Source organism: Rhodococcus sp. S3, assembly GCF_058211795.1.
In genome coordinates this window covers 203,919-222,064 of sequence record NZ_CM177074.1, presented here as the reverse complement: position 1 = coordinate 222,064, position 18,146 = coordinate 203,919, and the positions used below count along the sequence as shown (strand labels likewise).

At 69.7% G+C, this 18,146-nt stretch carries 8 protein-coding genes; 5 read left to right on the top strand and 3 right to left on the bottom strand.

What is annotated here, in order from left to right; all coding sequences use genetic code 11:
* Positions 1 to 112 precede the first annotated feature (112 nt).
* On the top strand, positions 113 to 862 hold the full coding sequence (locus AC0LPE_RS01005; protein WP_490605448.1) for a helix-turn-helix domain-containing protein: 750 nt from the start codon (positions 113 to 115) through the stop codon (positions 860 to 862).
* Here AC0LPE_RS01005 and AC0LPE_RS01000 read toward each other — a convergent pair.
* A complete protein-coding gene (locus AC0LPE_RS01000; protein ID WP_490605447.1) occupies positions 848 to 3,625 on the bottom strand; it encodes an FAD-binding and (Fe-S)-binding domain-containing protein in 2,778 nt (925 codons plus the stop codon). The two genes, AC0LPE_RS01005 and AC0LPE_RS01000, sit on opposite strands and share 15 nt — an antisense overlap.
* 130 nt (positions 3,626 to 3,755) lie before the next feature.
* Here AC0LPE_RS01000 and AC0LPE_RS00995 point away from each other — a divergent pair, with 130 nt between their 5' ends.
* The 4 genes from AC0LPE_RS00995 to AC0LPE_RS00980 all read left to right on the top strand — a co-directional run bounded on the left by AC0LPE_RS00995 (position 3,756) and on the right by AC0LPE_RS00980 (position 11,595).
* The gene (locus tag AC0LPE_RS00995; protein WP_088896818.1) at positions 3,756 to 7,052 is read left to right on the top strand and encodes an arabinosyltransferase domain-containing protein; all 3,297 of its coding nucleotides are present in this window, start codon (positions 3,756 to 3,758) and stop codon (positions 7,050 to 7,052) included.
* Between the two features lie 44 nt (positions 7,053 to 7,096).
* The gene (locus AC0LPE_RS00990) at positions 7,097 to 10,405 is read left to right on the top strand and encodes an arabinosyltransferase domain-containing protein (protein WP_490605446.1); all 3,309 of its coding nucleotides are present in this window, start codon (positions 7,097 to 7,099) and stop codon (positions 10,403 to 10,405) included.
* A gap of 50 nt (positions 10,406 to 10,455) precedes the next feature.
* Positions 10,456 to 10,884 carry a hypothetical protein gene (locus AC0LPE_RS00985; RefSeq protein WP_172414842.1) on the top strand — a complete coding sequence of 143 codons (429 nt, stop codon included), beginning with the start codon at positions 10,456 to 10,458 and terminating at the stop codon, positions 10,882 to 10,884.
* 69 nt (positions 10,885 to 10,953) lie between these two features.
* Positions 10,954 to 11,595: a TetR/AcrR family transcriptional regulator gene (locus AC0LPE_RS00980; RefSeq protein WP_085468766.1), complete on the top strand. Its 642-nt coding sequence runs from the start codon at positions 10,954 to 10,956 to the stop codon at positions 11,593 to 11,595.
* Positions 11,596 to 11,633: 38 nt separating this feature from the next.
* Here AC0LPE_RS00980 and AC0LPE_RS00975 read toward each other — a convergent pair whose 3' ends face one another.
* Positions 11,634 to 13,175, bottom strand: coding sequence for an acyl-CoA carboxylase subunit beta (locus AC0LPE_RS00975; RefSeq protein ID WP_490605445.1), 1,542 nt, complete (start codon positions 13,173 to 13,175; stop codon positions 11,634 to 11,636).
* Between the two features lie 8 nt (positions 13,176 to 13,183).
* Positions 13,184 to 18,112 carry a polyketide synthase Pks13 gene (gene pks13, locus AC0LPE_RS00970; RefSeq protein WP_490606402.1) on the bottom strand — a complete coding sequence of 1,643 codons (4,929 nt, stop codon included), beginning with the start codon at positions 18,110 to 18,112 and terminating at the stop codon, positions 13,184 to 13,186.
* Between the last annotated feature and the right edge of the window lie 34 nt (positions 18,113 to 18,146).

Sequence of the window (18,146 nt, the reverse complement as noted above, 5' to 3'; positions counted from 1 at the left end):
CCGAATCGGTGAAGACCACCGGCTTCGGGACGGACACTCCTAGACTCGCGGCATGGCCTCCGCCGCGCTTCCGGAAACGTGCGCTGTTCCGGATTCATCGCCACCGGATCCGATGCTCTGGGTATGGCCCGGACGAGCGGCCTATCTCGGCCCGTCTCTCGAGCTCGATCCGCACTCGACGTCGGTGTACTGCGTGGTCGTCGGTGTCGACGCCCCGTTCACGCTGACCGCCGAGGACGGAACGGAGATCAGCGCCCGCAGTGCCCTGGTTCCGCCACGATTGGTCCACCGAGTGGTGTCTCCTCCACCGAACAGGATCCTGTTCTGCTACGCGGACGTGAACCAGGCATATCTCCGCGAGCACGAGGTCTGGAGATCGGATCGGTGCGGTCCGTTCCGTATCGGTCATCGTGAGGAGTCCGTACTGATCGATCTGTGCAAGGCGCCGGCTCCGGACGGCGTTGCCATCACCGCGACGGCGTCGGGACCGCCCCGACGGCGCCTGGACCCGCGGATCGCGCGGACCGTCGAACGCATGCGATCCGATCCGTCGTCCGAACGCAGCGCCACCGATCTCGCACGGGCGGAATCACTCTCGACGCCGTACTTCCTGCGACTGTTCGGACGGGAGACCGGCACGAGCTTCCGTCGTTACCGTTTGTGGCTCCGCATGCTCGCCGTCGCCCGGACTATCGCGGAGGGAGGAGATTTCACCTCGGCCGCGATGTCGGCGGGGTTCGTGTCGCCGTCCCATTTCAGCGACACCTTCCTGCGCATGTTCGGGCTCACCGCCACGGCACTGACCGCATCCGGTGTGAGCATCGTCGTCGACGAGCGCCTCGATTCCCTACGGCAGTCGTGAGGCCAGCAACTCCGCCAGGTGCGTGCCGCGCCGCGTCGTGAGGTCGCTCAGTTGGGTACGGCACGAGTACCCGTCGGCGAGGATCACCGCGTCGTCGGATGCCGCCTCGACGGCCGGCAGCAGTTGGGTCCGCGCGACCGCCACCGACACGTCGTAATGCCCGCGTTCGACGCCGAAGTTCCCGGCCAGGCCGCAGCAGCCGGCGAGTCGCTGCACGTCGGCACCCGCACGCCGCAGCAGGGCGGCATCGGCACCCCAGCCCATGACGGCGTGATGGTGGCAGTGGGGTTGCGCGACGATCCGTGTCCCCTCCAGCGACGGCGGTTCCCAGTCGGCGAGGAGTTCGGCGAGGGTGGTGGTGCTGTCGGCCACGAGACGCGCGGGCGCGGACCCGAGCAGTTCGACCGCGTCGGAACGCAGGACAGCGGTGCACGACGGTTCGAGTCCGACGATCGGCATGCCACTGCGGAAGAGTTCGGCGACGGTGCGGCCCACGATCTTCCGGGCCTGGTCGAGCTGGCCGGTGGTGATCCACGTCAGCCCACAACAACGGGGTTCGTCGGTAATGTGCACGCTGCATCCGGCGGTCTCGAGGACACGCACGGCGGCGGCCCCGATCTCCGGGGTGAAGTACTCGGTGAAGGTGTCGACGAACAGCAACACCGGGTCGCCCGTGCGGGATCGTTGCGGGAGGGTGTCGGCGAACCACTTCCGGAAGGTGCGAGGAGCGAACGCCGGAACGTGGCGGCGTCGATCGAGACCGGCGACGGTCAAGCCGAGCGGGGCGACGCCCGGGATCCGGGTCAGAGCGTTGACGGCACGCGGCGCGCGGGAGGCGATCGCCGCCCACTGCGGCAGTCTGCCGAGACCGTAGTGACTGGCGGGCCGTCGTCGTCCCCGGTAGGTCTGGTGCAACACTTCGGATTTGAGGGTCGCCATGTCGACCCCGGTCGGGCAGTCCGACAGGCATCCTTTGCACGACAGGCACAGCTCGAGCGCTTCGTGCACCTCCGGCGACTGCCACGACTCGTCGACGAGGTGACCGTTGAGCATCTCCTGCAGTGCCCGGGCTCGTCCGCGGGTGGAGTCCTTCTCCTCGCGGGTCGCGAGGAAGGACGGGCACATCACTCCGCCGGTGCCGGTGTTGTCGGCGCGGCACTTGCCGATCCCCGTGCACCGGTGGACTGCCTGCGTGAAGTCGCCGCCGTCCTCGAGATAGCGGAAGGCCAGACCCTCACGAACCTTCCGTGCGGCCGGGACGCGGAGGTCGACGTCGACGGGACGCGGGTCGACGAGCACTCCGGGATTGAGGATGTTCTCCGGGTCGAAGACCGACTTCACGGCGCCGAACAGCGCGAGCGCGTCGGGCGAGTACATCAGGGGCAGCAGTTCGCTCCGGGCCCGGCCGTCGCCGTGCTCCCCCGACATCGACCCGCCGTACTCGGCGACGAGTTTGCCTGCTTCGAAGAGGAATTCGCGGAACAGGCCGGGAACCTCGAGCGGGATGTCGAGGCGGATGTGGATGCATCCGTCGGCGAAGTGCCCGTAGGGATAGCCGGTGACGTCGTATCCGGCGAGCAGTTCCTCGAAGTCGCGGAGATAGTCGCCGACGCGGTGGGCGGGGACGGCGGCGTCCTCCCATCCCGCGTGCGCGGGCAGTCCCTTCGGACTTCTCGCCGACAGGCCGGCCCCCTCCTCCCGGATGCGCCACAGCGCGGCGGCCCGCGCCTGGTCCTCGACGTGCAGGACGTCGGTCGCGGCTGCGGCGTGCGCGAGCGCCTTCGCCCGGTCGCGCACTTCGTCGGCGTCGTCACCCGCCAGTTCGACGAACAGCCACGCCGCACCCGACGGCAGGGGCGGTACTGCTTCCGGCCCGCGCCGGTGCCGGACGATGTCGACGATCCGCGAGTCGAGTCCTTCGCACGCCGTGGGCCGGAACCCGAGTAGTCCGTGCGCGGCGTTGCCGGCGGCGACGATGTCGGGATAACCGAGCACGACCATTGTGCGGACGGCAGGGTCGGCGACCAGCTGCACCGTCGCCTCGGTTGTGATCCCGAGGGTGCCCTCGCTGCCGACGAACAGCTTCCGGACGTCGAATCCGTTCTCCGGCAACAGATGCTCGAGTGCGTAGCCCGACACCTGCCGGCCGAAGCGACCGAATTCGGTGCGGATGGTCGCGAGATCGCGCGCGACGATCTCCCGCAGCGGCTCGAGCGTCGGATCCTCGCCGGGCAGCGTCAGCGGGTGCCCGGTGCCGGTGAACACCTCGAGCGCGACGACGTTGTCGGACGTGCGGCCGTAGCCGAGCGCCCGCGCCCCGCACGCGTTGTTGCCGATCATCCCGCCGATCGTGCATCGGTTGTGGGTGGACGGATCGGGGCCGAAGCGCAGACCGTGCGGTGCCGCGGTGCGCTGGAGCTCGGCCTGCACGACCCCCGGTTGCACCCGCGCGGTCCGGGTCTCGGGGTCGACGGAGAGCACCCGGTTCAGGTGACGCGAGAAGTCGATGACGACGCCGGGTCCGACGGCGTTGCCCGCGAGGGAGGTGCCGGTGCCGCGGGAGGTGAGGGGGACACCCTCGCGCCGGCACACGTCGAGGGTCGTGGCGATGTCGTCGATCGATCGGGCGCGCACCACGGCCTGTGGTGGGACGCGATAGAGAGAGGCGTCGGACGAGTACAGCGCGCGCGTGGTCGAGTCGTCGCAGACCTCCCCGATGCCCGCCGCGCGCAGAGCGCGCCCGATCGGGGTGGAGGTCTTCATAGACAGCGATGCTAGTGGCGGGAGGTACGGCTCCGGACGTGGTCGGACAGAACCGCGGAGTACCCACGAGTAGTGCGAGCGGAGCGGCACGAGCCCGGACCGTGACGGGACTCGCCTAGCATCGACGCTTGTGCCAGCCGATACCGCTTCGCCCGGGAAAACCGATTCGTCCGACCCGACATCGCGCGTCCGCACAGCGCGGATCGTCGCGATCGTGTCGGGACTGCTCGGGTTCGTGCTGGCTCTGACCCTTCCGTTCCTGCCGGTCCGGCAGGAGACCGGCGAACTGCAATGGCCGCAGAACGGCAGCATCGACAGTGTCGAGGCGCCGCTCGTCACCTACGCCCCGCTCACGCTGCGGGCCAGCGTGCCGTGCGCGGCAGCAGCGCAGCTCGGTTCCGACGGCGGCACGCTCGTCTCGACCATCCCGTCCGGCTCCCCCGACGCCACGGCGGAGGGCCTGGTGATCCGCGCGGTACCCGGTGAGGACGGCGCCCCCGGCACCGTCGAGGCCGTCCTGCGCAACTCGGTGCTCGTCTCGGCGCCGCTCGACGAACCGTGCACGGCGGTGACCGTCGCATCGAACTCCGAACGCACCGCCGCCGAGATCGTGGGCTCCGACCCGCCGGTCGCGATCGAGCTCGAAGGCGACGAGCGACCGCAGATGGTCGGTGTCTTCAGCGACCTCACCGGCCCCGCGGGCGCCTTCGAACCCGGCGGTGACGACTCCACGGAACGGTTGTCGGTGCGCGCCGAGCTCGACTCGCGGTTCACCTCGACCCCCACGGTGCTCAAGCTCCTCGCGATGATCGTGTGCGCGCTCGCGACGCTGGTCTCCCTCGTCGCGCTGCATCGCCTGGACGGGATCGACGGGCGCCGCGCGCGCCGGTTCCTGCCGGCTCGCTGGTGGCGGTTCACCCTTGTGGACGCCATCGTCGTGGGCACTCTGTTGCTCTGGCACGTCCTCGGCGCGAACACCTCGGACGACGGCTACATCCTCAATATGGCGCGAGTGTCCGGCGACGCCGGATACATGGCGAACTACTTCCGCTGGTTCGGTGTGCCCGAGGCGCCGTTCGGCTGGTTCTACGACGTGCTCGTCGTGTTCGCGCAGGTGTCGACGTCGAGCGTGTGGATGCGCGTGCCCACGCTGATCGCGGCGATCCTGTGCTGGATGGTCATCAGCCGTGAGGTCATCCCCAGGCTCGGTGTCGCCGTCCGGCACAGCCGGGTGTCGCTGTGGACGGCCGGGCTGGTCTTCCTCGCGTTCTGGCTCCCCTACAACAACGGTCTGCGCCCCGAGCCGATCATCGCGGTCGGTGCACTGCTGACCTGGTGCTCGATCGAACGCGCCATCGCGACCGGTCGCATGCTGCCCGCCGCGATCGCGGTGCTCATCGCGGCCTTCTCCCTCGCTGCCGGTCCGACCGGCCTGATCGCGGTGGCCGCGCTCGTCGCCGGGATGCGCCCGCTGGTGAAGGTGCTCATTGCGCGCCGGCATCTCGTCGGTGTCGTCGCGCCCCTCGCGCCGATCCTCGCCTCGGGCACCGTCGTGCTCATCGCGGTCTTCGCCGACCAGACGCTCGCGTCGGTCCTCGAAGCGACCCGCGTGCGTTCGGCCGTGGGCCCGAACGTGCCGTGGTTCGACGAGCGGCTGCGCTGGGACGCGCTGCTCACCGTCTCCCCCGACGGTTCGCTGGCCCGCCGGTTCGGTGTGTTCGTGATGCTGTTGTGCCTGGTCGTGTGCGTGATGCTGATCCTGCGCAAGGGCCGCATTCCGGGCACCGCGATCGGACCGTCGCGCCGCATCCTCGGCATCGTCTTCGCGTCGTTGCTGCTCATGATGCTCACGCCGACGAAGTGGACGCACCACTTCGGTGTGTACGCGGGCCTGGCCGCGTCGGTGGCTGCGCTCGCCGCGATCGGAGTGGGTTCGGTCGGCATCCGATCGGCCCGCAACCGGGCGCTGTTCACCGCCGGGGTGCTGTTCGTCCTGGCGATGGCGTTCACCGGCTCGAACGGCTGGTGGTACGTCTCGAGCTACGGCATCCCGTGGTGGGACAAGCCGCCGTCGATCTCCGGTTACGCCTTCTCCACGGCGCTGCTCGGCCTGACGGTGCTCGCCTTGCTCCTCGCCGCGTGGTTCCACCTGCGCGAGCCGTTCACGACACCGCGGCCCGACCGCAACGGCAGGGTGCGGGCCCTGGCGTCGGCGCCGCTGACGCTGGTCGCGGCGGCGGTGGTGCTGTTCGAGGTGCTGTCGCTGCTCAAGGGCGCGGTCTCGCAGTACCCGGCGTATTCGATCGCCAAGTCGAACGCGGCGGCCCTGACCGGCAACTCCTGCGGTCTCGCCAACGAGGTGCTCGTCGAGTCCGACCCGAACGCGACGATGCTGCAGCCTCTCGACGGTGATCCGGGCGAGGCCCTGGGCGCCGGCACGGCCGTCGGTTTCACCCCGAACGGCGTGGCGCTCGACCTCACCGCGGATGCGGAGACCACCACGACCGGTGGCGCCAACACCGTCGACAGCGAGGAGGGCGGCACCACCACCTCCACCAGCGCCGGCACCGAGGGCGGTCGCACCAGCGACGAAGGCATCAACGGCAGCACCGTGAAGCTCCCCTTCGGCCTCGACCCGCAGACCACGCCCGTCCTCGGCAGCTACCGCTCCGGCGCGCAGCAGTCGGCCGAGCTCGAATCCGGCTGGTACGCGCTGCCGGAGCGCACCGACGAGACACCGCTGCTGGTCGTGACCGCGGCGGGACGCGTCCGCTACGTGGACCCGGACGGCGTCATCACCCCCGGTCAGGACGTGCTGCTGGAGTTCGGTTCGTCGTCCGGGGACGACGTGACGCCGCTGGCCACGCTCGCCCCGATCGACATCGGCCCGTCGCCGTCCTGGCGCAACCTGCGCGTGCCGAGCGACGCGATCCCGGCCGACGCCGACGCCGTGCGGATCGTCGTCGACGACGGTGACCTCTCCCCCGATCAGTGGGTCGCGGTCACGCCGCCGCGGATGCCGCGCATGCAGACCCTGCAGGAGGTCGTCGGATCCGACGCCCCCGTCCTCATCGACTGGTCGGTGGGTCTCGCCTTCCCGTGCCAGCGACCGTTCGGGCACCGCAACGGTGTCGCCGAGGTCCCCGAATACCGCATCCTCCCGGACCGTGTCGGGGCCGACGCGACGAACGGCTGGCAGGACGACATCGGCGGTGGACCGCTCGGCTGGATCCCGCTTCTGCTGAACGCCGAGGCCGTCCCCACCTATCTGAACCACGACTGGGATCGCGACTGGGGATCGCTCGAGCAGTACCGCCCGATCGACCCGGATGCCTCCCCGGCGGAGGTCACCACCGACGTGACGACCCGCTCCGGCCTGTGGTCGCCGGGCCGCATCCGTGACGGGGTCCCGGTCCTGCTGGAGTAAGGGCGAGTGCCGTCACACCACGTCGCCGGATACCATCGACTCCCGTGCCCGACGACGTGACGACCTCACCCGCGCCCGCTCCGACCGCCCCACGGTCGATGGGCGAGGACCTTCGCACTCGGTACCGGACCGCGCGACTCGTCGCCGTCGTCGCCGGGTTGCTCGGCATGATCTTGGCGCTGGCCACACCGTTCCTCCCGGTCCGCGTGACCGAGGCGACGATGTCGTGGCCGCAGGACGCGGCGGCGACCGACGTCGAACTGCCGTTGATGTCGCAGGTCCCCCTCCAGTTCCGCGCCACCGTGCCGTGCAGCGCCGTCGCGGAGATGCCGGGTGACGGCGGGATGCTGCTCGCGACGGCCCCCACCAACGGGCAGGACGCCGCGCTCAACGCGATGTTCGTGCGGGTCGGCGCCGAGAACGTCGACGTGCTCGACCGCAACGTGGTGGTCGCGACCGCGCCGCGCGCCGACGTCGAGTCGGGTGCGTGCAGCGAACTGCAGATCTTCTCCGACTCCGAACGCACCACCGCCGAGTTCGTCGGCCTCTCCGACGAGAACGGCAACCCGCGGTCCGGTGAGCTCACCGGCGACCTGCGGCCGCTCGTCGTCGGCGTGTTCAGCGACCTGCCGACCGCGGTTCCCGGCCTCGACGTCACCGTCGATGTCGACTCCCGGTTCACGTCGTCGCCGACACTGGTCAAGTCCCTCGCGATGATCCTGGCGGTGCTGTCGACGGCACTCGCGCTCGGCGCGCTGGCCAAACTCGACGGCACGGACGGTCGCGGACACCGCCGTTTCCTGCCGGCCCGCTGGTGGAAGTTCACCGGCGTCGACGTCGTCGTGGTCCTCACGCTCGTCGGCTGGCACTTCTTCGGCGCGAACACCTCGGACGACGGCTACCTGCTGACCATGGCCCGGGTGTCGGAGAACTCCGGCTACATGGCCAACTACTTCCGCTGGTTCGGTGTCCCCGAAGCGCCCTTCGGCTGGTACTACGACGTGCTGGCGGCGTTCGCGAAGATCTCCGCGGCCAGCCCGTGGATGCGCATCCCGGCACTGATCGCCGGAATCCTGTGCTGGATGGTCATCAGCCGCGAGGTGGTGCCGCGTCTCGGCCGGGCCGTGCGGCACAACCGCATCGCGCTGTGGACCGGCGGACTGGTCTTCCTCGCCTTCTGGCTCCCCTACAACAACGGTCTGCGGCCCGAGCCGATCGTCGCCCTCGGTGCGCTGCTGACCTGGTGCTCGATCGAACGCGCCATCGCGACCGGTCGTCTGCTGCCCGCCGCGACCGCGGTGGTCGTCGGCGCGTTCACGCTCGCCGCGGCACCGACCGGCCTGATGTGTGTGGCCGCCCTGATCGCCGGTATCCGGCCGATGACGCGGATCATCGTGCGCCGTCACCGCGAGGTCGGCACCCTGCCGCTGCTCGCACCGATCGGTGCCGCCGGGTTGCTCGTGCTCGTCGTGGTGTTCTCGGACCAGACCCTCGCCGCGGTCCTCGAGGCGACCCGCGTGCGCACCATCATCGGCCCCAACGAGGAGTGGTGGAACGACTTCCTCCGCTACTACTACCTGATGGTGCAGACCGTCGACGGGTCGCTGCCGCGCCGCTTCGCGTTCCTCACGATGCTGCTGTGCCTGTTCACGACGCTGTTCGTGCTGCTGCGCCGCCGCCGGATCCCCGGCGTCGCCGTGAGCCCGACCTGGCGTCTGCTCGGCATCGTCTTCGGCACGATCTTCTTCATGATGTTCAACCCCACGAAGTGGACCCACCACTTCGGGGCGTACGCGGGCATCGCCGGATCGCTCGCGACGGTCACGGCCGTCGTGGTCTCCGCGAGCGCATTGCGGTCGCGCCGCAACCGCACGATCTTCCTTGCCGGACTGCTGTTCGTCCTGGCGGTGTCGTTCGCCGGCATCAACGGCTGGTGGTACGTCTCGAGCTACGGCGTGCCGTGGTTCGACAAGACCGTCTCGTTGAGCGGCTACCAGTCCAGCTCGCTGTTCCTGGTCCTGTTCGGTCTCGCCCTGGTGCTCGTCGCGTGGCAGTACCTCCGCGAGGGCTACGCGCCGCCGCCGGAGTCGCCCGAGACGAAGAAGGGCCGGCGGATCCGCGCCCTCGCGGCCGCTCCGCTCACGGTCGTCGCCGCGGTGATGGTGCTGTTCGAGGTGCTGTCGCTGCTCAAGGGCGCGGTGTCGCAGTACCCGGCGTACTCGCTCGCCCGGTCCAACATCGGGGCGGTCGCCGGGCAGACCTGCGGTCTCGCGAACGACGTGCTCGTCGAGTCCGACCCCAACGAGGGACGCCTCGAACCGATCATCGATCCCGCCAACCCGCCGGCGAACGACGACCCGCTCGCCGGTGCGGCGCCGCGCGGCTTCACTCCCGACGGCGTGCCGTCCGATCTGACCGCCGACTACGTCGAGGTCAAGCCGGGCCAGGGCAACACCGACAACCAGAGCGTCGGCCCGACCTTCGAGACCGGCGCGGGCGGCGGCACCACGGGCGGCTCCGGTGCGCAGACGGTCAACGGCAGCACCGTGCGCCTGCCCTTCGGGCTCGATCCGGCCGTCACCCCGGTGCTCGGCAGCTACCAGGAGGGTGTGCAGGAACCCGCCGCACTCACCTCCAGCTGGTACGCCCTGCCCGAGATCACCGACGAGACGCCGCTGGTGATCATCTCCGCGGCCGGTCGCATCTGGTCGTACGACGACACCGGTGCACTGACCTACGGCCAGTCGCTGCTCGTCGAGTACGGCACCCGCCAGGCCGACGGCAGCGTCGAGGCGAAGGGCACCTACCTGCCGCGCGACATCGGCCCCGCGCCGTCGTGGCGGAACCTGCGTGTGCCGCTCGCCGACCTGCCCGACGACGTCGACGCCGTCCGCATCGTCGCGAACGACCCCAACCTCACCGGCGACCAGTGGCTGGCGTTCACGCCGCCGCGCGTCCCGACCCTCGAGCGGCTCGACTCCCAGCTCGGTTCCGATCAGCCGCTCCTGCTGGACTGGGCCGTGGGCCTGCAGTTCCCGTGCCAGCGGCCGTTCGACCACTGGGCCGGCGTTGCCGAGATGCCGAACTACCGGGTCCTCCCCGACCGTCCGCTCGCGGTGTCGTCGACCGACACCTGGCAGTCGGCCGACAACGGTGGTCCGCTCGGCTTCGCGGAGGTCCTGGCGCGGCCCGAGCAGGTGCCCACCTACCTGGAGAACGACTGGGGTCGCGACTGGGGTTCGGTGGAGCGGTACGTGCGCTTCTACCCGAATGCGCAGCCGGCCGAACTGACCACCACCGAGGTGACGCGGTCGGGTCTGTGGAAGCCCGCGCCGATGCGCGTCTACGAGTGACGGGTGGGGCGCGAGTAACGGAAGTGATGCTCAGGGGCGACACACTGGACATGACGACCTCGAGAAAGATCGCATTCACGGCAGCCCTGGGCGCGGCTCTCGCGTTCGGCATGGTCGCCGCTCCCGCGGCGTCCGCGGAGCCTGTCGTGGCCACGACCCTGAGCCCGGTCATCGGCGCGGTCGGTGGTACCGGTTCTGCCGGATGGGGCGGCGCCCTCGTCAACGAGAGCGTGACCGTTCGGGTGGATCCCGAGCGTCCTGGTTTCTCCCGATTCGGCAGCAGCATCCAGTGCCACTGCGTCGTGCACTGGACGAATGTCACGACCGGACAGCGTGGCGCCGTCACCCTGCCGATCTACCCGACCATCCCGGCGTCCCCGTATCCGTCGTTCGAGACCGGCTCCGGACGCATCGAGGCGGTCGTGACGACCACCGACATCACCTTCCTGGCGGGCCGGGGTTCCTGGACGGTTCCCTGATCGGTCGACGTGCGGCGTGACGGGGTCGGAGCATCCCAGAATCTGGTTTCGGTTATCTAGAATGAGCGGGTGACCACCGAGAATTCAGCTGGGTCGACCCTGTCCCCCCGCGCCTCCGAGGCCGTGAAGCGAAGCCTGACGCCCCGACAGGAGGCTGCGAGCCGCGACGTCGACACCCTGATCCGGTGCGGACGCGAACTGCTCACCCGGGGCGAACCCGCGCGCGTCGCCGACATCGTGGCCGCCGCGGGACTCTCCAACGACGCCTTCTACCGCTACTTCAAGAGCAAGGGTGATTTCGTCGACGCCGTCGTCGAGGAGGGCGGACACCGACTCGTCCGGTACCTGCGTCACAAGATCGACCAGGCCGCCGACCCCGACGCCGCCCTGCGTGCCGGCATCGCGGCCGTCCTGAACCAGGCCGTCGATCCCGAGATCGCCGCCGCCACCCGCAACGTCGTGTCCTCCGCCGGCGGCCGGTCGCACGCACCGAAGGTGCGCGAGGATCTGGAGAAGGCGGTCGCGGAGGTACTCGCCGGTCCCATCGCCGACCTGGGATCGGCCGACCCGCAACGGGATTCGCTCACCACCTCGATCCTGCTCCTCGCGGTGATGGAGCATCTGCTGTGGCGGGACGCATCCACCTTCGACGCCGACGCAGAGGTCGAGCAGATCGTCGGATACGCGCGACGGGGCCTGCGCACGTCCTAGTGTGCACAGACCCCGTCGGCGAGGGTTCTCCGGCTGTTCTACAGCGGCAGCAGGTGATGCTTCCGCGGGTTCTTGAACACTTCCTTGTCGCGAAGGAGGGTCAGCGCCTTGCGGATCTCGAGGCGGGTCGTCGACGGCTCGATCACCGCGTCGACGTATCCGCGCTCGGCCGCGATGTACGGCGTCGCCACGTGCTCGTTGTAGAAGTTGATGAGCTGCTGGCGCACGGCGGGAGCGTTCTCGCCCGCGGCCTCGATCTGCCGGCGGCCGATCACCGCGACAGCCGATTCGGCACCCATCACGGCGATACGCGCGGTGGGCCACGCGAAGTTGATGTCGGCGCCGAGCTGCTTCGAACCCATCACGGCGTAACCGCCGCCGTATGACTTGCGGACCACGACCGTCACCTTCGGGACGGATGCCTCGACGTACGAGAACAGGAAACGGCCGCCACGCTTGATGACGCCGATCTTCTCCTGCTCGACACCTGGCAGGAAGCCGGGGGTGTCGACGACGAACACGAGCGGAATGTCGTAGGCGTCGCACACGCGCACGAAGTGGGCCGCCTTGTCGGCAGCGGCCGCGTCGAGCGCACCCGACAGGTACAGCGGCTGGTTCGCCACGACACCGACGGCATGACCGTCGACGCGCGCGTAGCCGGTGATGATGTTCGGCGCGGTCTGCGAGCGGACCTCGAGGAACTCGCCGTCGTCGAAGATCTTCAGCAGGATGTCGTGCATGTCGTAGCCGGAGTTGTCGGCGTCGGGCATGAACGTGTCGAGTTCGAGATCGTCGGGCGTGATCTCCGGTTCGAGACCGGGATTGATGACCGGCGGCTTCTCCTGCGCGTTGGACGGCATGTAGCTCAGGTACTGCCGCACCCACTCGAAGGCGGCCTTCTCGTCGGGCGCCACGTGGTGCACGTTGCCGTACTCGGCCTGCTGGCGGGCACCGCCGAGCTCTTCGAGGCTCACGCTCTCACCGGTGACCGCCTTGATGACGTCCGGGCCGGTGACGAACATGTGCGAGCCCTCGGTGGCGACCACGACGTCGGTGTTGATCGGGGCGTAGACCGCACCACCGGCGCAGTTGCCGACGATCACGGAGATCTGCGGGCACAGACCCGACAGCGGCTCGTGGCGCTTGCCGATCTCGCCGTACCAGGCGAGCGAGGTGACGGCGTCCTGCACGCGGGCACCACCGGAGTCGTTGATGCCGACGACGGGGCAACCGATCTTGAGGGCGAAGTCGAGGACCGCGGCGACCTTGCGGCCGAACATCTCACCGACGCTGCCGCCGAAAACGGTCTGGTCGTGGGAGAACACCGCGACCGGGCGGCCGTCGACCGTGCCGTGCCCGACGACGACCGCGTCGCCGTACATCGCATCGTCGCGGCCGGGCGTCTTCATCAGTGCGCCGATCTCGACGAAGCTGCCCCTGTCGAGCAGCATGTCGATGCGCTCGCGAGCGCTCGGAATGCCCTTCTTCGCGCGCTTGGCGATCGCGAGTTCGCCCGCAGGCTCCTTCGCGATCTCCAGCTTCTCGCGCAGCTCGGCCAGCTTCTGTGCCGTGGTGCTCACTTCTTCGTTCAGCTCCTCGAGGCCTCGATGTCGGCCAGCTTGCGGGTCAGGTCTTCCCCCACCTTCGAGATGTACGGCTCGTCGACGATCTGCAGGTGATCGCCGCCGACGTGCACGACCTCGAGATCCGCGACGACCTCACCCCACCCACCGTCGGGCTGCCGGGTCCCGAAGGCCGGCTCGAGATCGATCGCGTCGTCGTGATACTTGTCGGCCATGTACAGCACGACCTTGCCGTCGTAGGGCAGCAGTTCCGCGGTCTGGATGGCGCGGTTGTCGAGCCACGACGTGCGCTGGTGCTCGATGATGCCGCCGGGGATCTGCGCCCCGCTCAACTCGAGCAGGCCCATCAGGATGCCGATCTGCTCCTCGTCGCTGCCGGCCTCGGCCAGCAGGTCGTAGGGCAGCGGCGCGTCGATCCCGTAGGTCTTCTTCGCGAACGCCGAGTAACGCTGCCAGCGCTTACGGATCTCGTCGGGCGTGTCCTCGACCTTCTCACCGGCCATGACGGTGTCGATGAGACCGACGAGACGCACGTCCTTGCCCCTCTTGCGGAGCAGACGGGCCACCGCGTAGGCCAGGACACCGCCGAGCGACCAGCCGCACAGCACGTACGGGCCGTCGCCCTGGATCTCCTCGATGAGCGGCAGGTACGCCTGGGCGCGGGTGTCGATCGGGCCCTCGGTGCGCTCGAAACCGAACACCGGGGTGTGCGCGGGCAGGCGGCGCAGCAGCGGCTCGTACGCGACCGTCGAACCACCCGCGGGGTGGAAGACGAAGACCGGCACGGCGTCCGATCCCTCGGCGCGGGGCCGCAGCGTGCGCACGAGTCCGTCGATGCGATCGGCGGATTCGAGATGCTGACGGACGGTCTCGGCGAGCTGCTCGACGGTCGAGGCGGCGAGCACGTCGTCGACGGTGATCTCGCCCTCGGCCCGCTCGGTCAGTCGTGCCGCGAGCTTCTCGGCGACGTCGCGCTCGAGCTTCGGCAGCGGGTTGAAGATGCCCTTGGCCGACTTGCCCGTGACCACGGCCCAGGAGGCGAAGGTCAGTCGTTCCGCGGCGTCGCGCGGCGGCACGTCGACTCCGCTCGATTCCTGCTCGGGTGCGGGCGTCTCGGGCGCGGTCTGTGCCTCTGCGTCTACCTCGGCCTCGGCCTCGGCGAGGATCTGCTCGGCCTCGCCCACCGCGGTGGTGTCCTCCATCGCGGGGAGCTCGTCCTGATCCGCCGCAGCGGCGGCGCGTTCGGCTGCCTTCTCGGCGGCCTGCTGCTCGGCGAGCTGCGCGACCTCCTCGCGGTTCTCCACGGCGTACCGCAGGTACTTCGCGACGTCGCGCAGGCTCGCGTCCTTGACCGCCGACAGCTGCAGCTGCGGGATGTCGAACTCGTACTCGACGCGGTTCTTGATGCGGACCGCCATGAGCGAGTCGAGGCCCAGCTCGATGAGCGGGATCTCGGCCGGTAGGTCCTCGGGTGCGTAGCCCATGGACTCGGCGACGATCAGCCTCAGGCGGTCGTCGAGGGTCTGCGATCCGTTCGGATCCCACTTGTCGCCGAACGACTCGACGACCTCGGGCAGTTCCTCGGCCTGCGCGGCCGGCTTCGCGGCCACCGCGACGGGCGCGGGCAGCGGCTCACCGGAGGTGACGACACCCTCGTGGACGAGCGTGAAACCGTCGCCGGTGTTCGCGTGCACCTGCAGCGACGCACCACCCGGATGCCGGGTGAGCGTCGTGGTGAGGGTGCCGGTCGCGGGGACCTCGGTGTGCGGGATGGACGCGGTGAGCGTGACATCCGACAGCACCTGCGAAGCCGCCGCGACGACCAGCTCGGCCGCGTCGGTGACGGCGGATGCCTGCACCTCCCACACGTAGCGGCCGTCGGGCAGTGCGACGCGGGCGCCGGGCGCGCGGCCGTTGCCGGAGGTGCCGATGCTGGCGTCGACCCAGTACGGCTTGCGCAGGAAGGCGGTGCGCGGCAGGTCGGCGTAGTCGCCCTCCGGCAGCAGCGTCCTCAGGTCGACGGACTGCCCGTGCACGTACAGCTGCGCGAGCGCGGTCAGCACGCCGAGGGACTCGTCCTCCTTGCGCTTGAGCGTCTGGATGAACTGGCCGTCCTGCACACCGGCGTCGAAGGCCGTCGCCGCGACCGACATGAGCGTCGCGGGGTTGGCGTTGAGCTCGACGAAGGTGGTGTGCCCGTCGGACAGGGCCTGCCGGATCGCCTGCGTGAAGTACACGCTGTGGCGCATGCCCTTGGTCCAGTACTCGACGTCGTGGATGCCGTCGTGACCTGCGCGGTAGAGGGTCTCCTGGTCGACCGACGAGTACAGGTCGACCTTCAGGCGGTGCGGTTCGATGCCGGCGAGCTCGGCTGCGAGCTCGCCGAGGATCGGATCGACCTGCGAGGTGTGGCTTGCACCCTTGGTCTGCAGGACCCGGGCGAACTTCTCCTCGGCCTCGGCACGCGCGACGATCGCGTTGACCTGCTCCTGCGGGCCACCGATGACGGTGTGCGTCGGCGCCGCGTAGACGCAGACCTCGAGCTGCGGGAAGTCGGGCAGCACGTCGGTGATCTCGGCGGCGCTGTACTCGACGAGCGCCATGAGGCGGATGTCGTCGCCGGTCAGGCCCGATTCGGCCTCACCCATCAGACGCGAACGCGAGCAGATGACGCGCACGGCGTCCTCGAGCGAGAGTCCGCCCGAGATGTAGGCGCCGGCGGCCTCACCCATCGAGTGGCCGACGACCGCGGCGGGCTCGGCACCGTGGTGACGCAGCAGCGCGGCGAGACCGATCTGGATCGTGAAGATGCCGACCTGCGCCGTCTCGACGTCGTAGTCCTGCGCGTCGTCGAGGAACTTCTCCTTCATGGAGTAGCCCGACTCGTCGTAGATCAGCTCGTCGACCTCGTCGACGGCCGCCGCGAAGACCGGGTTCTCCAGGTACAGCTGCTTGGCCATCTTGCGGTGCTGGGCACCGAAGCCGGACAGCACCCACACCGCGCCCTTGGAAGCCGGAGCGTCGGCGGTGAACACGCCCTGCGCGGGCTTACCGGCAGCGACGGCACGCAGACCGGCGATGGCCTCGCCGTGGTTGCTCGCCACGACGATCGCCCGGGACCGGCCGTGGTTGCGACGGGAGAGCGTGCGGGCGACGTCGGCGAGCGGCGTCGTGCTGCCCTTCTCGGTCTCGAGCCAGTCGGCGAGATCGGCGGCGGCACGACGGCGACGCGACGGCATCGCAGCGGAGACGGCGAGCAGGACGGGCAGCTCGCGGGCCTGCTCGGTGGTCTCCGCGGCGGCGGGGATCTCCTCCGGCAGGACCTCGACCTCGGCCTCGGCCGCCTCCTGACCCTCCGGGCCGGTGTACTCGTGGACCACGACGTGCGCGTTGGTGCCACCGAAACCGAATCCGGACACGCCGGCGACGGCGCGACCGGTGTAGCGCGGCCACTTCGCACCCTCGGGGATGACCTTCAGGTGCGCGCTGTCGAACGGGATGTACGGGTTCGGCGCGGTGTAGTTGAGCGTCGGCGGAAGCTGATCGTTCTGCATCGCGAGAACGACCTTGATGAGACCGGCTGCACCGGCGGCGGACTCGAGATGACCGAAGTTGGTCTTGGCCGAACCGAGCAGGGCCGGCTTGTCGTCCTCGCGGCCACGACCGACGACGCGGCCGAGCGCGTCGGCCTCGATCGGGTCGCCGAGCACCGTGCCGGTGCCGTGCGCCTCGATGTAGTCGACGCCGGACGGCAGGATCTGCGCGTCGCGGTAGGCGCGGCGCAGCACGTCGACCTGCGCTTCGGGGTTGGGAGCGGCCAGACCGTTGGAGCGGCCGTCCTGGTTGACGGCCGAACCGGCGATCACCGCGAGGATGTTGTCGCCGTCGCGCTCGGCGTCCTCGAGACGCTTGAGCACGACGAGACCGCCGCCCTCGGCGCGGATCATGCCGTCGGCATCGGCGGAGAACGCCTTGATGCGCCCGTCGGGTGCCATGACGCCGAGTTCGTCGAAGCCGAGGGTGCCGGCCGGGGCGAGCAGCATGTTGACGCCACCGGCGAGAGCGACGTCGGCCTCACCGTTGCGCAGCGCGCGCACGGCCTGGTGCACGGCGACCAGCGACGACGAGCACGCCGTATCGAGCGTGACCGACGGGCCGTGGAAGTCGTAGAAGTACGACACGCGGTTGGCGATGACCGCGGTGGAGGTACCGGTGAGCGCGTAGGGATGCGCTGCGGACGGATCACCGACCGCGAGGAGCATGTAGTCGCTCGCCGAGCTGCCGATGAACACACCGACCGAGCCGCCCTTGAGGTCGCTCGGCGGGATGTGCGCGTGCTCGAGTGCTTCCCAGGTCAGCTCCAGCGCGAGACGCTGCTGCGGGTCGACCATCTCGACCTCGCGCGGCGACATCGCGAAGAACTCGGCGTCGAAGCCCTTGACGTCGTCGAGGTAGCCGCCCCTGGTGTTGGCGTTGCGGATCGACTCCCACACGGCGGGGTCGTTCTCGAACTCCGACCAGCGGCCCTCGGGCAGATCGGAGATGCCGTCGCGTCCGGACGCGAGCAGCTCCCACATCTGTTCGGGGGTGTCGACGTGGCCCGGGAAACGGGTGGACAGACCGACGATGGCGACGTCCTTCGAACCCGCCACGGCACCGACCGTGTACAGGGCGGAGTCGTCCTCGGCGGGTGCCTCGGGTTCACCTTCGATGATGCGCGTCGCGAGCGACGCGATCGTCGGGTGCTGGTAGGCGATCGTCGCATTGAGGGTGACACCGAGGAGTTCCTCGATCTCACCCGCCATGGCGACGGCGTCCCGGGAGGACAGTCCGAACTCCTCCATCGGACGATCGTCCGAGATCTGGGAGACCGGCTGCCCGGTCGCGTCGGCGATCCAGTTGCGCAGCCATTCGCGCAGCTGCGCAACCGTCATTTCAGTGTCAGACATCAACCCACCACGCTACCCG

Coding starts and splice junctions, on each gene's coding strand:
- AC0LPE_RS00985 (WP_172414842.1), top strand. CDS start 10,456: ATGACGACCTCGAGAAAGATCGCATTCACGGCAGCCCTGGGCGCGGCT.
- AC0LPE_RS01000 (WP_490605447.1), bottom strand. CDS start 3,625: ATGAAGACCTCCACCCCGATCGGGCGCGCTCTGCGCGCGGCGGGCATC.
- AC0LPE_RS01005 (WP_490605448.1), top strand. CDS start 113: ATGCTCTGGGTATGGCCCGGACGAGCGGCCTATCTCGGCCCGTCTCTC.
- pks13 (WP_490606402.1), bottom strand. CDS start 18,112: ATGACGGTTGCGCAGCTGCGCGAATGGCTGCGCAACTGGATCGCCGAC.